This is a genomic window from Spirosoma radiotolerans, from assembly GCF_000974425.1.
GTDB lineage: Bacteria > Bacteroidota > Bacteroidia > Cytophagales > Spirosomataceae > Spirosoma > Spirosoma radiotolerans.
Map to the genome: position 1 here is coordinate 38,222 of NZ_CP010429.1, position 15,950 is coordinate 54,171.

At 50.0% G+C, this 15,950-nt stretch carries 15 protein-coding genes; 10 read left to right on the forward strand and 5 right to left on the reverse strand.

Going from position 1 to position 15,950, the window contains the following annotated elements; genetic code table 11:
* Window positions 1-245 precede the first annotated feature (245 nt).
* The 6 genes from SD10_RS00175 (at window position 246) to SD10_RS00200 (ending at window position 9,699) form a co-directional block, all read left to right on the forward strand.
* The gene (locus tag SD10_RS00175; protein WP_046375140.1) at window positions 246-3,413 is read left to right on the forward strand and encodes a cyclic nucleotide-binding domain-containing protein; all 3,168 of its coding nucleotides are present in this window, start codon (window positions 246-248) and stop codon (window positions 3,411-3,413) included.
* A gap of 115 nt (window positions 3,414-3,528) precedes the next feature.
* Window positions 3,529-4,902: an ATP-binding protein gene (locus SD10_RS00180; protein ID WP_046375141.1), complete on the forward strand. Its 1,374-nt coding sequence runs from the start codon at window positions 3,529-3,531 to the stop codon at window positions 4,900-4,902.
* Window positions 4,903-4,953: 51 nt separating this feature from the next.
* The gene (locus SD10_RS00185; RefSeq protein WP_052731021.1) at window positions 4,954-7,107 is read left to right on the forward strand and encodes a tetratricopeptide repeat protein; all 2,154 of its coding nucleotides are present in this window, start codon (window positions 4,954-4,956) and stop codon (window positions 7,105-7,107) included.
* A 23-nt stretch (window positions 7,108-7,130) separates the two neighbouring features.
* Complete coding sequence (locus SD10_RS00190) at window positions 7,131-8,204, forward strand: alpha/beta hydrolase family protein (protein WP_052731022.1); 1,074 nt, start codon at window positions 7,131-7,133, stop codon at window positions 8,202-8,204.
* A gap of 71 nt (window positions 8,205-8,275) precedes the next feature.
* Complete coding sequence (locus tag SD10_RS00195) at window positions 8,276-8,656, forward strand: response regulator (protein ID WP_046375142.1); 381 nt, start codon at window positions 8,276-8,278, stop codon at window positions 8,654-8,656.
* Window positions 8,653-9,699, forward strand: coding sequence for an adenylate/guanylate cyclase domain-containing protein (locus SD10_RS00200; protein ID WP_046375143.1), 1,047 nt, complete (start codon window positions 8,653-8,655; stop codon window positions 9,697-9,699). Before SD10_RS00195 ends, SD10_RS00200 begins: the two co-directional genes overlap by 4 nt.
* A 64-nt stretch (window positions 9,700-9,763) precedes the next feature.
* On the opposite strand, the gene SD10_RS00205 is transcribed toward SD10_RS00200, so the two are convergent.
* The 3 genes from SD10_RS00205 to hemC are packed head-to-tail and all read right to left on the reverse strand — an operon-like array spanning window position 9,764 to window position 12,387.
* A complete protein-coding gene (locus tag SD10_RS00205) occupies window positions 9,764-10,978 on the reverse strand; it encodes an ABC transporter permease (protein ID WP_046375144.1) in 1,215 nt (404 codons plus the stop codon).
* A gap of 45 nt (window positions 10,979-11,023) precedes the next feature.
* On the reverse strand, window positions 11,024-11,464 hold the full coding sequence (locus SD10_RS00210) for a GNAT family N-acetyltransferase (protein ID WP_046375145.1): 441 nt from the start codon (window positions 11,462-11,464) through the stop codon (window positions 11,024-11,026).
* On the reverse strand, window positions 11,461-12,387 hold the full coding sequence (hemC, locus tag SD10_RS00215) for a hydroxymethylbilane synthase (protein WP_046578847.1): 927 nt from the start codon (window positions 12,385-12,387) through the stop codon (window positions 11,461-11,463). The genes SD10_RS00210 and hemC overlap by 4 nt, the downstream gene beginning before the upstream one ends.
* A gap of 91 nt (window positions 12,388-12,478) precedes the next feature.
* On the opposite strand from hemC, the gene SD10_RS30205 reads away from it, so the two are divergent.
* The 3 genes from SD10_RS30205 to SD10_RS00225 all read left to right on the forward strand — a co-directional run bounded on the left by SD10_RS30205 (window position 12,479) and on the right by SD10_RS00225 (window position 13,624).
* Window positions 12,479-12,604 carry a hypothetical protein gene (locus SD10_RS30205; RefSeq protein ID WP_262507346.1) on the forward strand — a complete coding sequence of 42 codons (126 nt, stop codon included), beginning with the start codon at window positions 12,479-12,481 and terminating at the stop codon, window positions 12,602-12,604.
* Between the two features lie 66 nt (window positions 12,605-12,670).
* Window positions 12,671-13,078, forward strand: coding sequence for an Hsp20/alpha crystallin family protein (locus tag SD10_RS00220; protein WP_046375146.1), 408 nt, complete (start codon window positions 12,671-12,673; stop codon window positions 13,076-13,078).
* Window positions 13,079-13,312: 234 nt separating this feature from the next.
* Entirely contained in the window at window positions 13,313-13,624 is a 312-nt protein-coding gene (locus SD10_RS00225) for a hypothetical protein (RefSeq protein ID WP_148562355.1), read from the forward strand.
* A 15-nt stretch (window positions 13,625-13,639) separates the two neighbouring features.
* Here the strand turns inward: SD10_RS00225 and SD10_RS00230 are convergent, their stop codons facing one another.
* Both SD10_RS00230 and SD10_RS00235 read right to left on the reverse strand, forming a co-directional pair.
* Window positions 13,640-13,966: a hypothetical protein gene (locus SD10_RS00230; protein ID WP_046375148.1), complete on the reverse strand. Its 327-nt coding sequence runs from the start codon at window positions 13,964-13,966 to the stop codon at window positions 13,640-13,642.
* A gap of 116 nt (window positions 13,967-14,082) precedes the next feature.
* Window positions 14,083-14,637, reverse strand: coding sequence for an RNA polymerase sigma factor (locus SD10_RS00235; RefSeq protein ID WP_046375149.1), 555 nt, complete (start codon window positions 14,635-14,637; stop codon window positions 14,083-14,085).
* A 632-nt stretch (window positions 14,638-15,269) separates the two neighbouring features.
* Between SD10_RS00235 and SD10_RS00240 the strand changes: the two genes are divergently transcribed.
* Window positions 15,270-15,950 (forward strand): hypothetical protein, encoded by a 681-nt coding sequence (locus SD10_RS00240; protein WP_046375150.1) that lies wholly within the window; start codon window positions 15,270-15,272, stop codon window positions 15,948-15,950.

Consider the following 15,950-nt stretch of genomic DNA (forward strand, 5'->3'; position numbering starts at 1 on the left):
GATTGTTAGCAACAACCCACTTTTGTGTACAACAACTGAAAATTAATTTTTATTGCTAAAAATAAAAATCAGCTTGAAAATTATAGTCTCTGTGTACGGCTACGGTGGGGCTTACATTTGACTTAAAAGAGCTTACGATTTATGACCGTTGTTGCTTGCTGTGTTACTTATTAACGAAGGGTCTATCCGCTTCTCAGGCGCTGTTGCGTATATTTGACCATAAAATCGAGTTGTAACTCCTGCTTATGCTTGTTGGTGTAGACGCTACTGATCAACCTACTTCTTCTCAACGATGGCAGCGTATGCTAGGTATTCGGCCGGAGGAAAGCCGTACGGTAGGGTTATTTTTCATTCATAATTTTTTGCTTGGCATTGGCACTATCCTCATTTATGTAGCGGCTAATGCCATTTTGCTGGAAAATAATCCCGAAACCAGCTTACCGGTCGCCTATATCGCTTCGGCTGTGGCCATGATTGGCGTGGGGCGCGTGTATGCCTACTTCGAGCACCACCTGGCGCTGCGCAGCCTGGCCGTTCGGGTGCTGTTGGCTGCTGTCGTGATGACTGTGGTTGTTGGCATTCTGGTTGTGATTGGTCACTCGGTGGCGGCTGCCGTGGCCATCATGGCAGGCTATCGGCTTATCTACCTGCTCACGAATCTTGAGTTTTGGGGCGTTTCGGCTGTGGTGTTCGACACCCGGCAGAGCAAACGGCTATTTGGTGTTATCAGCTCGGGCGATATGCCTGCCAAAGCCATAGGGGCTATTCTGGCCGCGCTGGTTCATGCCCATGCCGATGTGCTGCGCCTGTTGCTGGTAGCGTTTGGTGCCTTTCTGGCGGCCCTGTATGTGCTTCAGTTAACCATTCAGTCGCATGATGTACACGCGCCCCACGGTGCCGACCGATCCACCCGCCGGGAACCATCGAAGTTGATTGGGAAGCGATTTGGGGGCAGCGAACTGATCTTCTACATGTGCCTGAGCTTAGCCGTTTTGGCAGCCGTGGCCACCGAGATCGAGTACAATTTCTTCATCAACGTGAAGCATCGGTTTCACGACCAGACCGATGTAATCCGGTACGTAAGTTATGTGCTGGCACTAACCTACGGTGTGGCCATGCTGGCCAAACTGCTTTTGTCCCGGCAGGTGCTGGATCAATTTGGCGTACAACGGTCGTTGCTGACGCTTCCCTGGGTGGCTTTGGCGGGTTTGGCTGGCCTGGTGGTGATGCGCTACTTTGTGGCCAGTGAAACCGTAATGCTCATTTATTTCTGTGGTATCTATCTGGTTTTTGAGGTTGTCCGGCGGGCCTTGTTCGATCCGGTCTTTCTGGTCTTGTTTCAGCCGCTACTCCCTCCACAACGGCTGAAAGGCCATACGCTGGCGAAAGGATTGTACGAACCGCTTGGTCTGGGGCTGGCCGGATCGCTGATCTTTCTACTGCATACAACGCTGGAGTCCGGCGGGGCACTCGTCTGGATCGCGCTGCTGGCCGGGGCTGTCTGGCTATTGCGCCATACCTATAAACGGTATCTTCACGAACTCAACGATGCCATTGGTCGCCGGTTTCTGGAACGAGACCAACTGGCCATGCCCACGGTCGCAAAGACAAGCCTATTGAGTCAGTTGCAGAGTAGCCGGCCCGATGATGTACTGACAGCCATTAGCTGGCTTGATGCCCATAATTCGGCTGAACTAACCCAGCAGGTGCCAACCCTGCTCGAACACGCCAACGCCAGCGTTCGCCGGCGTACACTGAACGCCGTCGGGCGCATGAATCAGAAAGTGCCGGTTCGTCAGCTGATGCATATTGCCTTAACGGATGACGAACCATCGCTACGTCAGCAGGCAGCTTATTTGCTGGGCAGGCGCATCAATGCGGAAACAGCTGAACTGGCTCCGCTCATTCATCACACAGACCTCTCTATCCGGCAGGGTGCCATAAAGGGTGTACTCGAATTGAACCCGCACGATGCTGTCGCACAGGCTGAGCTGGTCCAGTTGGCGAAGGATGCAAATCCCGCACATCAGCAAATAGCCTTGAATTTGATTGCTGCACTGCACCTTGATGATCTTGCACCCTTGGTTAGTGAGCGGCTGACGAGTTCAAATACCGATGTCAAAAAGGGCGCCATTGCTGCGGCTGGTCAGCTGGCTAATGCTAAGTTGACTACCTATTTGCTTCAACATCTGACCGATAGAGCCATTGGTCGAGCGGTTACCCAGGCGCTGAAAGGGCGCGGCAGCGAAACGATTCCGGCTTTACGTGCCCTACAAAACGCCACAAAAGACCGACTAACCCTGGAGCGGATAGCCACCGTTTGTGGGGCTATTTATACGCCGGAAAGCCGACATCTATTGAATGGACTGGCACAACTGCCCGACCTGGTTGTCAGGAGAGCGGCTCTGCGGGCATTACGTCGTTTCCCGAATGAGCCTGCCGACGATGCGCTGTTTCGCACGCTTATGCACGAAGAGGTCCAGTTGGCTCAGCGGCTTTTGCACGGCAGTTTGACGGATGCCGATCTGACCGATACCCTTGATTATGAGTTGTCAGTACTGGTGCAGCGGCTATTCGATATTCTGGCTCAGCTTTATGATACCGAAACCATTACCGGAGCGCGTTTAGGTGTTGGACACCCTGCCCGCGAGCGCCGGGCCAATGCCCTGGAGATGCTCGATAACCTGATTCCGAGGGCTACTTACCAAACATTACAGGTGCTGGTGGACGATTTGCCCCGGCAGGAAAAGAATCGTATCCTCGATGTTGAACTTGGGCCATTTGATGATACCGAAACCATTCGGGCGTTTATTCTGCGAAAAGGCGAACAGGTCTTTTCCGCATGGACGATTAATGTTGTGTTACGCAGCCTGCCACCAGCCGACGCGCTGATGGCTCAACAGGCTTTAGAATCCCGGTTTGCTTCCTTATCCCCTCTACTTATGGCTCACGCTGCCCACTCGACCGACCAGATTTCGGCCTATGACCGGGTCTTGTTGCTGGCTCAAACCAGCCTGTTCTCCCAAACGCCCGAAAACGTGCTGGCCAGCATTACGCCTATCATGAAAGAGGAGGAACATCCGGCGGGCGGACCGATTTTTCATAAAGGAGATTTGGGCACGGGTATGTATGTGATTTACACGGGCGAAGTCGCTATTCTGGATGGCGATACAGAACTGGCCCGCTTCGGGCGGGGCGACTTTTTTGGTGAGTTGGCGTTGCTGGATACTGAATCCCGTTCGGCTACCGCAGAGGCTATCACCGATGTACGCTTGTTGCGCATCGATCAGGATGATTTCTACGATTTAATGGAAGAGCGGAGCGAGGTTCTTCGTAGTATTGTCAGAAGCCTGTCGGGGCGCATTCGGCGGCAAAACGAATTGCTGGCCAACCGGCCCACCTCAGCACAATAATTGCTTTGGCAGGTCGATGATGTTGATGCGCAGTGCCGTAGTAATCAGTTGATGTTTTTACGGTCAGTTTTGGTAAACTTGTTGTTTGCGCCATTCTCTTTCCTTAACTCGTACTATGAATGTCTCGTCACCCGAAGGTATTGGCACCGTTTTGCTGGCGGCTGGTGCGTTTCAATTTACCCGCCGTTTCTTAGACACACCAACCCGGTTGCCCGCCTGGGAGCCTTATCTGCAGAAAATTTGGGTTGTTTTTGGTGTGTTCATCGGCCTCTCGGCCCTTTTCTCCATCGACCTCTCGAATGGCTGGGTTGCGCTCGGGGTAAGCCTGGTGTATGTATACATGCTGATGCAGCTGTATTATTACCAACCGGCCCGCATGGTACTTCTGGCGGTAGCCCCGTTTTTGCTTTTTTGGGTTATCGGTAGTTTTATCGAACACTATGCCCCTACGTATTACAAGCATAACGACGATTTTATTGATAATTCGATTGGCTTTTCGACCATCTGGCTGGGTACATTTTTGGTCATCGCTAACCGTCAGAAAAAAACGTTGCTCAAGGTAGAACAGGAGCGAGCTCGTGAAGCCGAAGAGCGACGGATTATTGAAGCTAAAAAGCAGGAACTGGAATACCTGGTTGCTGAGCGAACGGCTGAAATTACCCAGCAAAAAGAAGAACTTGAACATGCTCTCGTCGAGCTAAAGTCAACACAGAACCAGTTGATTCAGAGTGAGAAAATGGCCAGCTTGGGCGAACTGACAGCTGGCATTGCCCACGAAATTCAAAACCCACTCAACTTCGTCAATAACTTCTCCGAAGTGAGTATCGAGCTGATCGACGAGTTAGCCGAAGAGCAAGCCAAACCCGACCGTGATCTTGACCTGGAAGCCGAACTGCTAACGGATTTAAAACAGAATCTCCAGAAGATAAACCATCACGGCGGGCGGGCGTCTTCCATTGTGAAAGGCATGCTTCAGCATTCCCGTGCCAGCACAGGTCAGCGTGAACCCATTGATCTGAATGCCCTGTGTGATGAATATCTGCGTCTGGCGTACCATGGTTTACGGGCAAAGGATAAATCCTTCAACGCCTTGTTCAATACGGATCTCGATGCTTCTATGGGCGTAGTTAGTGTACTACCTCAGGACATAAGCCGGGTGCTGCTCAATCTGTTTACGAACGCTTTTTATGCGGTTCAGCAACGCCAGAAGAAGGGCGAGACACCGGGTTATCAACCGACCGTAACCGTTAGTACCCGTTGTGCCGGGAATGAAGCTGTTATTACGGTAAGCGACAATGGTACAGGCATACCCGAAGACCTCAAACAAAAAATCTTTCAGCCCTTCTTCACCACAAAGCCCACCGGAGAAGGCACTGGCCTGGGCCTTTCGCTGGCCTACGACATTGTTACGAAAGGGCATAACGGTACATTGGAGGTAGAGAGCAAGGAAGGCGAAGGCACAACGTTTATTATAAAGCTGCCAGCCTGAGAAGCTCTCCGGAACGGCTCGTTTGAAAAGACCACCTCTATACTCATCATTATGATCGTTCGCTTAGTGCTTGTTCTACTGATGCTTCAGAACCTGTCGGGTCTTCAGGCGCAGGACTCCCTGCGGACTTTCCTGCAAGCCGAGCTGGCCAGGCACCCACAGCCCGACACCTTACGGGTAAATCGGTTGAACGAACTGGCCTATGTGTTGCGGGGAGAGCAGCCAGATTGTACAAGAGAGTTAGCCCAGGAAGCCCTGAATCTGTCAAGAAAACTGAATTATCGGCGCGGTGAAGCAATGGCCATGTATGGCATGGCGGTTGGCTATGATACGTACTCCTCTCACACGCAGGCGCTTCCTTACCTGGAACAGGCCCGGAAGCTATTCACTCAGTTGAACGACCGGGCTGGTTTAGCAAGGGTTGTTAGCCAAATTGGCTGGTACTACACACAACGCGGTGACTATGTTCCCGCCCTTACCTATAGCCTGCAAGCCCAGCAGCTAGCCGACAAGACAGGTGATCTGGAATTACGAGCCCGCACAAAAGCCCGTTTGGGCGGTTTATACACCATGCTGGGCGATTATCAGCAGGGGCTGGCTGCACAATCGGCTACTATTCAATTATATGAGCGTATTAACAGTCAGGAGGGCATTTGCCGGGTACTGAACGGGCTAGGCGAGTTGCATCGCCTGGAAGGAAATTTCAAGCGGGCAAGTCGGTACTACAGCAAGTCCATTCGGTTGGCCCAGGAGTTAAACAGCCCCCGGCTGGCTGCCCAGGCAGAAAGTAATCTGGCCGCTGTTTACGTCGCTGAAGGGAACTACGATGATGCACTCAATATGGCGTATAAAGCCTTGACGGTGTTGATGAAGAGTAACGACACTGAAGTAGTCGCCTGGACACAGACCGTGCTTGCCCGTGCCTATTTAAAACAGAATCGAATTGACAGCGCCCTGGCGTACGGCCTGCGCGCCCGAGCGTTAAGCCGGAAAATTGGGTATCGGGAGGTGGCTCGAGACGCGAACGGAATTCTGGCAGAAGCCTATGTCGCTAAGCGTAACTTTGCCAATGCCTACAATTACCAGCAGCAGTATCTGGCGTATATGGATACCCTGACAGGCCGAAATACGCAACGGCAACTGGCGGTTCTTCAGTACAACTATGGCTTAGCCGAAAAGCAGACACAAATCGCCTTGCTGAAAAAAGATAAAGCCCTGCAAACGGAAGCCACCCAACGGCAACAGCAACTGCTGCTGGGAACACTGGTTGTGATGGCTCTGATTTTAGGATTGCTCTTCCTGCTTTACCGAAACAACCGCCAGAAGCAGAAGGCCAACACGATTCTGCAACAACAAAAAACAGAACTTCAGGCACAACGCGATCAAACGAATCAGGCGTTATCGGAGTTGAAACTAACACAGAACCAGCTAATTCAAAGTGAGAAGATGGCCTCCCTGGGGGAGCTGACCGCCGGCATTGCGCATGAAATTCAGAACCCGCTCAACTTTGTCAACAATTTCTCCGAAGTCTCTGTCGAACTGGTGCAGGAACTGACCGAAGAACGGGAAAAAGGCCCTGATAGAGACGATGCCCTGGAGGCCGAATTAATGGCCGATTTGTCGCAGAATCTGCATAAAATAATTCACCACGGTAATCGGGCGTCGAGCATTGTTCGGGGTATGCTGGAACATTCCCGGACAAGCAACGGCCAGAAAGAACCGACCAACCTGAATGCCTTGAGCAGCGAATACCTGGGCCTAGCCTATCATGGCTTACGCGCCAAAGACAAGTCATTCAATGCGGAATTGGAGAAAGCGTTAGATTCAGAAGTAGGTTTGGTCAGCCTTAACCCGCAGGATATAGGCCGGGTACTGCTGAACCTGTTCACAAATGCCTTTTATGCAGTTCAACAACGCCAGAAACAGGCCGGAGCTGGCTACCAACCCCGCGTAACCCTGCGTACAGAGCGAAGCAACAAAGAAGTCGTTGTCAAGGTCAGCGACAATGGACAGGGCATTCCAGAAGAGCTTCAGCAAAAGATTTTTCAGCCCTTTTTTACCACAAAACCGTCTGGGCAAGGCACTGGTTTGGGCTTATCTCTGGCGTACGATATTGTTACTAAGGGGCATGGTGGTATCTTAAGCGTTGAAAGTAAGCTAGGCGAGGGCACAACCTTTGTCATTCGTCTTCCTTACTTGGCTTAACGAATACAACCACTCATCAAACAATGCGTAAACTGTACATCATTCTCCTCCTCATTTCAGTCCATTGGACAACCTTTGGCCAAACCACACCAGGCCAGCCCCTATCGGCCGGCTCCCCGGCGGCCACTTCTCCCACCGACCTGAACGAACGGTTTCGGATGCTCGAAGAAAACCTTCGGTTTGCTAACCAGGCATTAGCCAAAACCGTGGATGATCTGCTGTGGTATCAGAAACTGGGTGACGTAGCTACGATCGACAAGGTAAGGTATGGAAGCAAACCGCCCCATGTTGTCAAAAATCCAACGGGGCAGGGAGCGACCAATCCGGTCGTTATTCCGGCGTATACCTTCCTGCCGAAGAAGTTTGCGTCGGCTAAGAAGTTGCCGCTCCTTATTTTCGTCCATGATGGTATTCACGGCGATTTCAGTACGCTCTATGCTCATGTCGTTCGTGAATTGCTGGATCAGGGTTATCTAATCATCGCCCCCGAATACCGCGGAACAGCGGGCTATGGCGGAGAGTTTTACCGCCAAATCGACTATGGCGATTATGAGAATGACGATGTATTGGCCGGAAAACGGTGGGCCGTGGAGAACATGCCGCAGGTTGATCCCGACCGCGTGGGAATCATCGGCTGGAGTCATGGGGGTATGATTTCGCTGATGAATATTTTCGATCATCCTGAAGATTATAAAGTGGCCTACGCCGGTGTGCCGGTTACCGACATCATTGCCCGATTAGGCTACAAACCCCAGAGTTACCGGGCTATATTTTCCGAAGCGACCCACATCGGCAAAGACCCGTCCGACAACGTAGCCGAATACCGCCGTCGGTCGCCGGTCTGGAACGCCCAGAAGCTGAAAACGCCGTTGCTGATTCATACCAACACCAATGACGAAGACGTAAACGTACTGGAAGTTGAATCGCTCATTAATGCCCTGAAAGCACACGACAAAAAGTTCGAGTACAAGATTTATCAGGATGCGCCGGGTGGTCACAGTTTTAACCGGCTTGATACCAGACTCGCCCGCGATTCGCGCGAGGAGATTTATAAGTTTCTTGCCCGGTATCTGACACCGCCAGGTGCCACCCGGTAGAACAGAAGCTAACTTGCCCCGTGCCTCTAAAGGGCAAATGTTTTATCTTTGATTTATAACCCTCCCTGTTTATGATGAAAGTTTTAGTGGTTGACGACGAAACAGACGTAAAAGATTTGTTTCTCCAGCGGTTCCGTCGGGAAATCCGTAACGCTGAATTTCAGCTGGCTTTTGCTAATTCGGGTGAAGAGGCCCTTACCTATCTAGCCAGTCATACATCGGAGGTTATCTTGATTTTGTCTGACATTAACATGCCAGGCATGAGCGGGTTTGAGCTTTTGCGTCATATACGCCAGGATTTTCAGGCGCCCCCGGCTCCGGTTGTCATGATGATTACGGCCTACGGCGACCCCGAATCGCAGGCGCAGGCCGTGACACTGGGTGCCAATGATTTTCTGACAAAACCGCTCGATTTTACACTCCTCAAACAAAAACTTCACGATTTAACATGAAGGCCAAAATATTGGTGGTCGACGACGAGACGGACCTTGAGTTACTCATCAAGCAGAAGTTTCGACGACAGATACGGGAAAAACAATACGAATTCGTTTTTGCACACGATGGTGTAGATGCCCTGAATACCCTCTCCCAGCAGCCCGATGTTGACATGGTATTGACCGATATCAATATGCCCGGTATGGATGGGCTGACGTTATTGGTTAAACTGCACGAAAGTAACCCAATGCTCAAAGCCATCATTGTATCGGCTTATGGCGATATGGACAATATTCGTGTGGCCATGAACCGGGGCGCTTTCGATTTCATCACGAAGCCGGTTAATTTCGAAGATCTGGAGTTAACTATGCAAAAAACGATGGAGTATATCATGCAACTTCGTCAAACGCTTCAGGCTATAAAAGAAAACAACATTCTGCGGATGTATGTGGACGAATCGGTGCTGACATTCATGAACCGATCGGAGTTCGAAACGTCCTTATCGGCCAGTGAAACGGTTGTTGCAACGGCCGTCTTCATTGACATTTGTGGCTTTACTGCCATTGCTGAGCGTGAATCGGCGGATACCGTTGTTCGGTTGTTGAACCGGTACTTTGATGTTATTGTCAAGGAAATTATTGCGCAGGGAGGCTATGTCGACAAGTTTATGGGCGATGCGGTAATGGCTGTTTTTCGGGGCGAGTACCACTTTGACCGGGCCATTGAAGCCGCGCTGGCGGCCCGGGCGCAGGTGGCTAAGCTCGAAGACAATTTGCCCAACCATGCCAATTATCACCCCCAGATATCCATCGGCATCAACACCGGCGAGATGGTGTCAGGCAATATTGGGTCGGCTACGCTCCGCCGATTGGATTACACAGTCATTGGCGATGCAGTCAACATGGCCCAGCGGCTGCAATCGGTTGCCCAACCGGGGCAGATTGTTATTGTGGAGTCCGCTCAACAGCAAATAGCGGAGTCGTTTACCTGTGAACGCATTGGGGAGGTAACGCTTAAAAATAAATCAGCCCCCGTGGTGATATACAATGTGCTAGGATGAGAAGAGGGATGTATGATGTAGGGTTAGTGCATATAGCATACACCCTACATCATACATCCCTCTTCTATTCTTCTGCCAATGTTCGGGAAATATTCATCCGGTATACGCCCAGCGCTGGGAGAGCTGCTGCCAGCAGGCCAATGAGAATAGCAACACCTAACAAAATCCACTCTTCAGGCAGAATATTAAACGCAGCCAGATTATAGTGGTACTCAGATGATACACTGTTTGAGAACAGCCATAAACCAAGGCGGCTAAACAAAACACCTAAAACAAATCCAATGAGGGCAAGTACCAGACCTTCGAGCAGTAACATGCCGAACAGTTGAGCACGGGTAGCGCCCATCGATAGCATCAGAGCCATCTCGTAGCGCCTTTCCTTCAATGAGTTGTAGAGCGATACAAACACGCTGATGCCCGAAATGAGCATGATGACAGCAGCCAGTCCGCGCAGTGTTTCAACGCCAACACCGAGTAAAGAAAACAGTCGGTTAATCTCAATGTTAGGTAGGGCCGCCTGAAGTTTAGAGTTGCTGTTGATGCCTCGGGCCAGCATCATGCCCATTGGGTTCCGAAATTTAATAAGCATGCTGGTTATCTCGCGGGGAGCTTCTTCAGATGCTTCATCTTCCTGTGCTTCACCAGCTTCATGATGGGCCTCGTGGTGTTCATGAATAGCCCAAACGCTCGATAAAGGCGTAAGAATAAGCTGGTCGGCAACGGTATTTGTCGGACTTAAAATGCCGACAACCTTATACTTGGTGTTCGCATGGACGTCGCCGTCCTTGTCCAGCCCGTGCGAACCGGCAAAGGTGTCACCAATCTTAAGGCCCGTTACAGCCGCCACCCGTGGGCCAATCACGGTCTCCAACTCTTGCTGGAACAGTTTTCCCTGGGCTATGGAAGCGCCAAAGTGATCGATGTATTTCTTGTTGGTCCCAACAATCCGGAACGACTGATAATTATCGCCCATTGAGAGAGGAATGGCCGTTTTGATCATCGGGTTGCGTGTCAGGCGCTCCGCTTCCTCAAGCGGCATGTTTCCCGTTGGCGAATCAATCTGATAAATGCTGGATAAAATCAACTGGAGCGGGCTTCCTTTGGCGCCCAGCACCATGTCGATTCCTTTAATATTCTTGCGGAACTGGTCATCTAACTGCTTGTTGAGTAACAGCAACAGCGAGATAATCGTGATGCCGAATGTCATGAGAAGCCCACTCAGAAAACTGCTTAAGGGTTTGTCTTTAAGATTACTCCAACTAATTCGGAACAGATTCATAGTAGCAAGTTAAAACAGAAAAGCAGAAACGGCTCGTGCAAAATACTACAGCAAATCCAGTTTAAAATGATGACTGGTTATATTAAATCCTTTGTTGAGATACAGCCGGTGGGCATCGTAGCGGGCCGGGTTCTGACCTGAGTCGAGCGACACGCACTGGCAGCCAGTCTGGCGGGCCTGCTCCACCACAAAATCGACCAGGGCGCTGGCGTACCCTTTTCCCCGCGCAGCAGGCAGCGTCGACAGATCGTCGATGTAAATCGTTTTGCCACTGTATAGAAAATTCAGCGTGCGATAGCCTGTTACGGCAGGCGCGGGCGCCGATGGGTCATCGCCCGCAATAAAGGCCAGCACGAAGCCTTCATTGGCTTGTTGAAAGCGGATTTGCTCGAAGGCCTGCTCGGGTGTCAGGTGTGGGCGAAGCGCCAGCATAGCGGGCAAACAACGGCGGATGTCTTCGTCAGACTGGGCAATGGTAGGCATCATAAGTGTGCGCGAATGTCTTGCAATAATACATCACCACCGCGTGCCAAAATGGCTTCGGCCAGCGAGTGCCCAATTAATGGCGATTCTTCCGGTGCGCCAGCAAACGTATCCCGAATTAGCTCACGACCATCCAGACTTACCAATCCACCGGTCAGGCTAATTGTTTTCTCTTCCGTCCATTGAGCCAACGCAAACGATGGAATACTACACCCTCCTTCAAGCCGGGCCAGAAATGCCCGTTCGGCGCGCAGGCAAGCCTCCGTGGGTGTATGATTGACGAGCCGAATGATCTCCTCGTTCACCTCGCCAGACAGGGAGGTAGCTACTTCAACCGCGATACTTCCCTGCGCTACAGCGGGTGTGAATTCGGCAAGGGGCAATCGCTCCACAATCAGATCGTCGTAACCCATCCGGTGAACGCCCGCGTAGGCCAGCAGCAGGGCGTCACACTGATCTTCATCAAGTTTGCGAAGCCGTGTTTGCAGGTTGCCCCGCATATCGACTGTGGTTATGTGCGGACAATAATGCTTGAGCATAGCCACCCGTCGGGTAGAGGACGTGCCAATCCGAAACGATTCTCCGCTGGTAAGTGAGAGGTTTTTGTTGCGGCTGACCAGTACATCATTGGCGGGTTCGCGCTCGGTAAACGCAATGATATGTAAGTCTGACGGTAAGTTCGAGGGTAGGTCTTTCGCGCTATGAACGGCAATATCAATGGCTCCCGTCCGGAGTTGATCTTCCAGTTCCTGTGTAAAAACGCCCTTACTACCAATCTTCGCCAACGACCGGTCGAGTACCAGATCGCCTTTCGTCTCAATAAGAACCAACTCGGAGGTTAATCCTCCTGCCTGCAGTAGCGATTGTATATGTTCTGCTTGCCAAACCGCCAGGCGGCTGCTTCGAGTGCCAATTCTAATATGCATGATTTTGCAAAGGTACGCCATGAATACCGGCTTTTTGTACGCCAAATGCATTGTGGTATTTTGTAGAAAGACAACCACACACAGACCACAAATGGCAACACTATTGGGTTTTAGTGAATATTATGCAAAAAATGGCAAAACAGGTGCTTATCGTGCCAAAACGGCATTATTTGGCCAGAATGGACGCTATTATGCTGACAAGCTGGCTGAAAAATAGTCGATTAATCCATTAGGCACGAGGTTTGTCTAAGAACTAGTACTAGAACAGTAAACAACATCCACTATGAAAGCGATAGAAAATGTGTTTCAGGGAACAGGCGGTCAAATTGACTTGCTGAATACGCTCTACGGTGGTTCGACTCAAACGACCATGAATGTTGAGCGTGAAGACGAACGCCTGGTAATTACCCTGTCTGCTCCCGGCGTAAGCGCCAATTCGTTTAATGTGCTGGTCGAGGGCAACAAACTCGTTCTCTATACCTTATTGGTCAGCACATCCAACCAGCCTCTGGAAGACGGTACCAACCAGCGTTTGGCCGTACCTATGTTTCTGCGGGTGCTGGATATTCCGTCCTTCGTGGATGTCGACCAGATCGACGCTATTCACGAACACGGTCGGGTAATGGTTATGCTTCCTTTTAAAGATAAAGAACATATGCACCGTCGAATTGACATCAAAAACCTTTTTTAAGTCAGTTCCTCCGTATTTCCTTCCGGGGCCTCAAGCTTGGTCCTGTAGCCTATAGATGAGTCCGAAGCCGCTTTTACGAAAGCGGCTTTATGTTTTTATAGCAGCTACAAAAAATCCCGCTGGTTCAAGCCAACGGGATTTTTTAGGTAAAAAGTTCATGAGTGAATGGTGGTCTGTGCTATATGATGTTGGTACTATCTTTAGCATGCCGTGCTGATGTTGTAATTTGCCGGTATGAAAAATCTCCCCAAATGCCTGCTTATGCTGCTTGTTGCTCTGACCGTATTAAGTTGTGGTACGAAGCCGTTAGACAAAAAATACCGTAGCCAAACCATGTGGTACGACATACGGGTAGGGTCAAGCACGAAAAACGACTCGATCAACCATGAGCTTTGCCGAATGGCTGTGGCCGAAAATACCGCGCATGGGGTAAAAAGCGAGGAGCTGACCTATCAGGAGTTGATCGACCATGGCTATGAACTGCTGGGCAAAACTCACACGGAGGCTTATGTTGACAGCCTACGCGAACTTTATGGTAAGCGCTAGTAACGCTGATCGGTCCTACGAATCAGCCCGAAGGATACGTTCGATTTCCATAGCTCGTTCCTGCAAGCGGCTCAGCTTTGACTCTCTATCCTCGATTGAATCTGAATTGTTCCACTCCGTGGGTGAGAAATAAATCAATTCAGCATCACTTTCGCCATGGGCCAGGTTGTACGCGTTCACTTCAGCTTGGGTCTGTGCCTTTGGGTAAACCGGTAGTTCATCGGCAAAGACCTTGATAGATGTGAATAAGGTCGATATGGTTTCGTTGTCGGCCGATGGGGTCAAATCGAGAAATTCTCTAATTGCCTGATAGAGATCCTGCTTAACTGTTTCGTTATCCATGCGTTTGTTCAGGCTTTAGCGTGAGCCTTTACAGGTAACATGAAATACGGATTGATGGTTAGGCAATCTTAACGACAAACGCCAATTGGTTAACGGTAAGAACTCCTGCTCCGTAATTAATCCTGGTACGCAACGGCTTCATAGAGTTGCCTAACTTTATCGCGTGACCGTTTTAAGCGCATTTTCACAGCACTCTCTTTGATGTTAAAGTGAGAAGAAATCTGTTGAATATTCATACCCTGCTGGTATTTCAGACGTAGCAGGTCGGCATCTTGTGGAGACAGATTATCCATGGCTTTAGCCAGGTCGCGCATTTGCTCCTCCTGTGGCGCGTAATCGTCCGTATCGATGTACTGACTGGTTAAGGCATCGTCAAGTGATGTGGTGTTTAACCGATTCGACAATTTAATTTGATCCAGGCAGTAGTTAAACGAAATAGAATAGAGCCAGGTCGAAAAGGTTGAGCGCTCCTGAAAACGATCCAGGCGGGCAAAGGTGCGTATAAAAATATCGTGGGTAAAGTCCTCCGCTTTTTCGGCATCTTTGGTCATCGACAAACACCGGTTGTAGACTTTACTAACATAGCGGTTGTAGAGGGTCTCGAAACAGGCGGTAGGGTTCGTGGGTAAATACTGTCGGATCAGTTCTTCGTCATTGATTTGAGCTTTCATTTCTTTCTTATTTATGGGCTTGGTAAACCGCCTTCCTTCCAAGGCGGCTTAGTAATACAAATTTGTGTGTTCGTCATCTCTTTATGAACTTATTTCGATGAAGTGCATATTTTGCCCGTTTTCCGGTAACGAAGTATGATTTGAGTCAACAAAGTGGCCCGGTTCTGGTGCTGCTGGTGAAGCTAATGAGGGAATAAAGGCCGGGCTAATAGGTTCTATAATGAAGTTGGTTACCGACTTTCACCCAAAAAATCAGGCCACCCTAAACGAGGATGGCCCGACGAAAACAAAATAAAACACACTAGAGCTCGGCGAGCTTTAGTGCATCGATAACAGGCCATTATACAAGCGGTTTTTTATAGTTAGCTAATGCATTTTATGGACTCTCGTTTATCGCTTTCCACTCCGTCTCAAGCCTTAGTAACGGCCATTGACTCGTGTAGGCATTCCCTGATAGGTAGCTAAAGCAGCGACGTTGCTTTCATCATACATACCAACCCTCAATACCAGAATAAACCATGTACCTTATTAAATCAACTTCGCTCTGTACGTGGTCTGTATGCCTGTTCTTGTTGACTGCCTTTGGATCCTGTAAGGAAGACTCAACTTCAGTAGTCACATCGAGTCCGTCAGTGTCGCCAGTTACCACACAATACCGCTTAAAAAAGGCTATCCGGACTGGCACACATAATACGACTACCTATACCTACGCCTACAATCAAGCGGGCCAGTTAACGAATTACACCATTCGGGCTGGCGCTACAGATGATTCACCCAACCAAACTACCGTTTTTACGTATGATCAACAAGGGCAGCTAACCAGCGCAGAACGGTTGCCAGCCTCTTCGTTTTTACCGGCTCGCCTTACCTATACCTACGACGACAAAGGCAATTTGTCCCAGGTTACTGTGTATGAAGATGTGAATAGAAATGGGCAGTTTAAGCTAACACAGACCATAACGCTGGAGTATGGGGCCGATAAGCTGCCGATAAAGACAATAGTAACTTCAGGAAATGGGACGGGGACTACGCGCTATACGTACGATCACGGGAATGCTATCAAGACGGAACAAACGCTTACTCCCGGCTCCAACCCGGTATGGACCGTCCAATATCGGCACGATGATAAACCTAATCCTACGTTTGGCTTGCTGACCGGAACACCCAACGCAGAAATGTTCAACAAAAACAACATTATCTATGAGGGCTGTGAAATGACGTATACCAATGGATTACTTACGCTTATTCACACCAATGTGAGGGAGTCTCCTGATGTTCAGTCGTACATCAAATACGAGTATGAGTCTTATTGA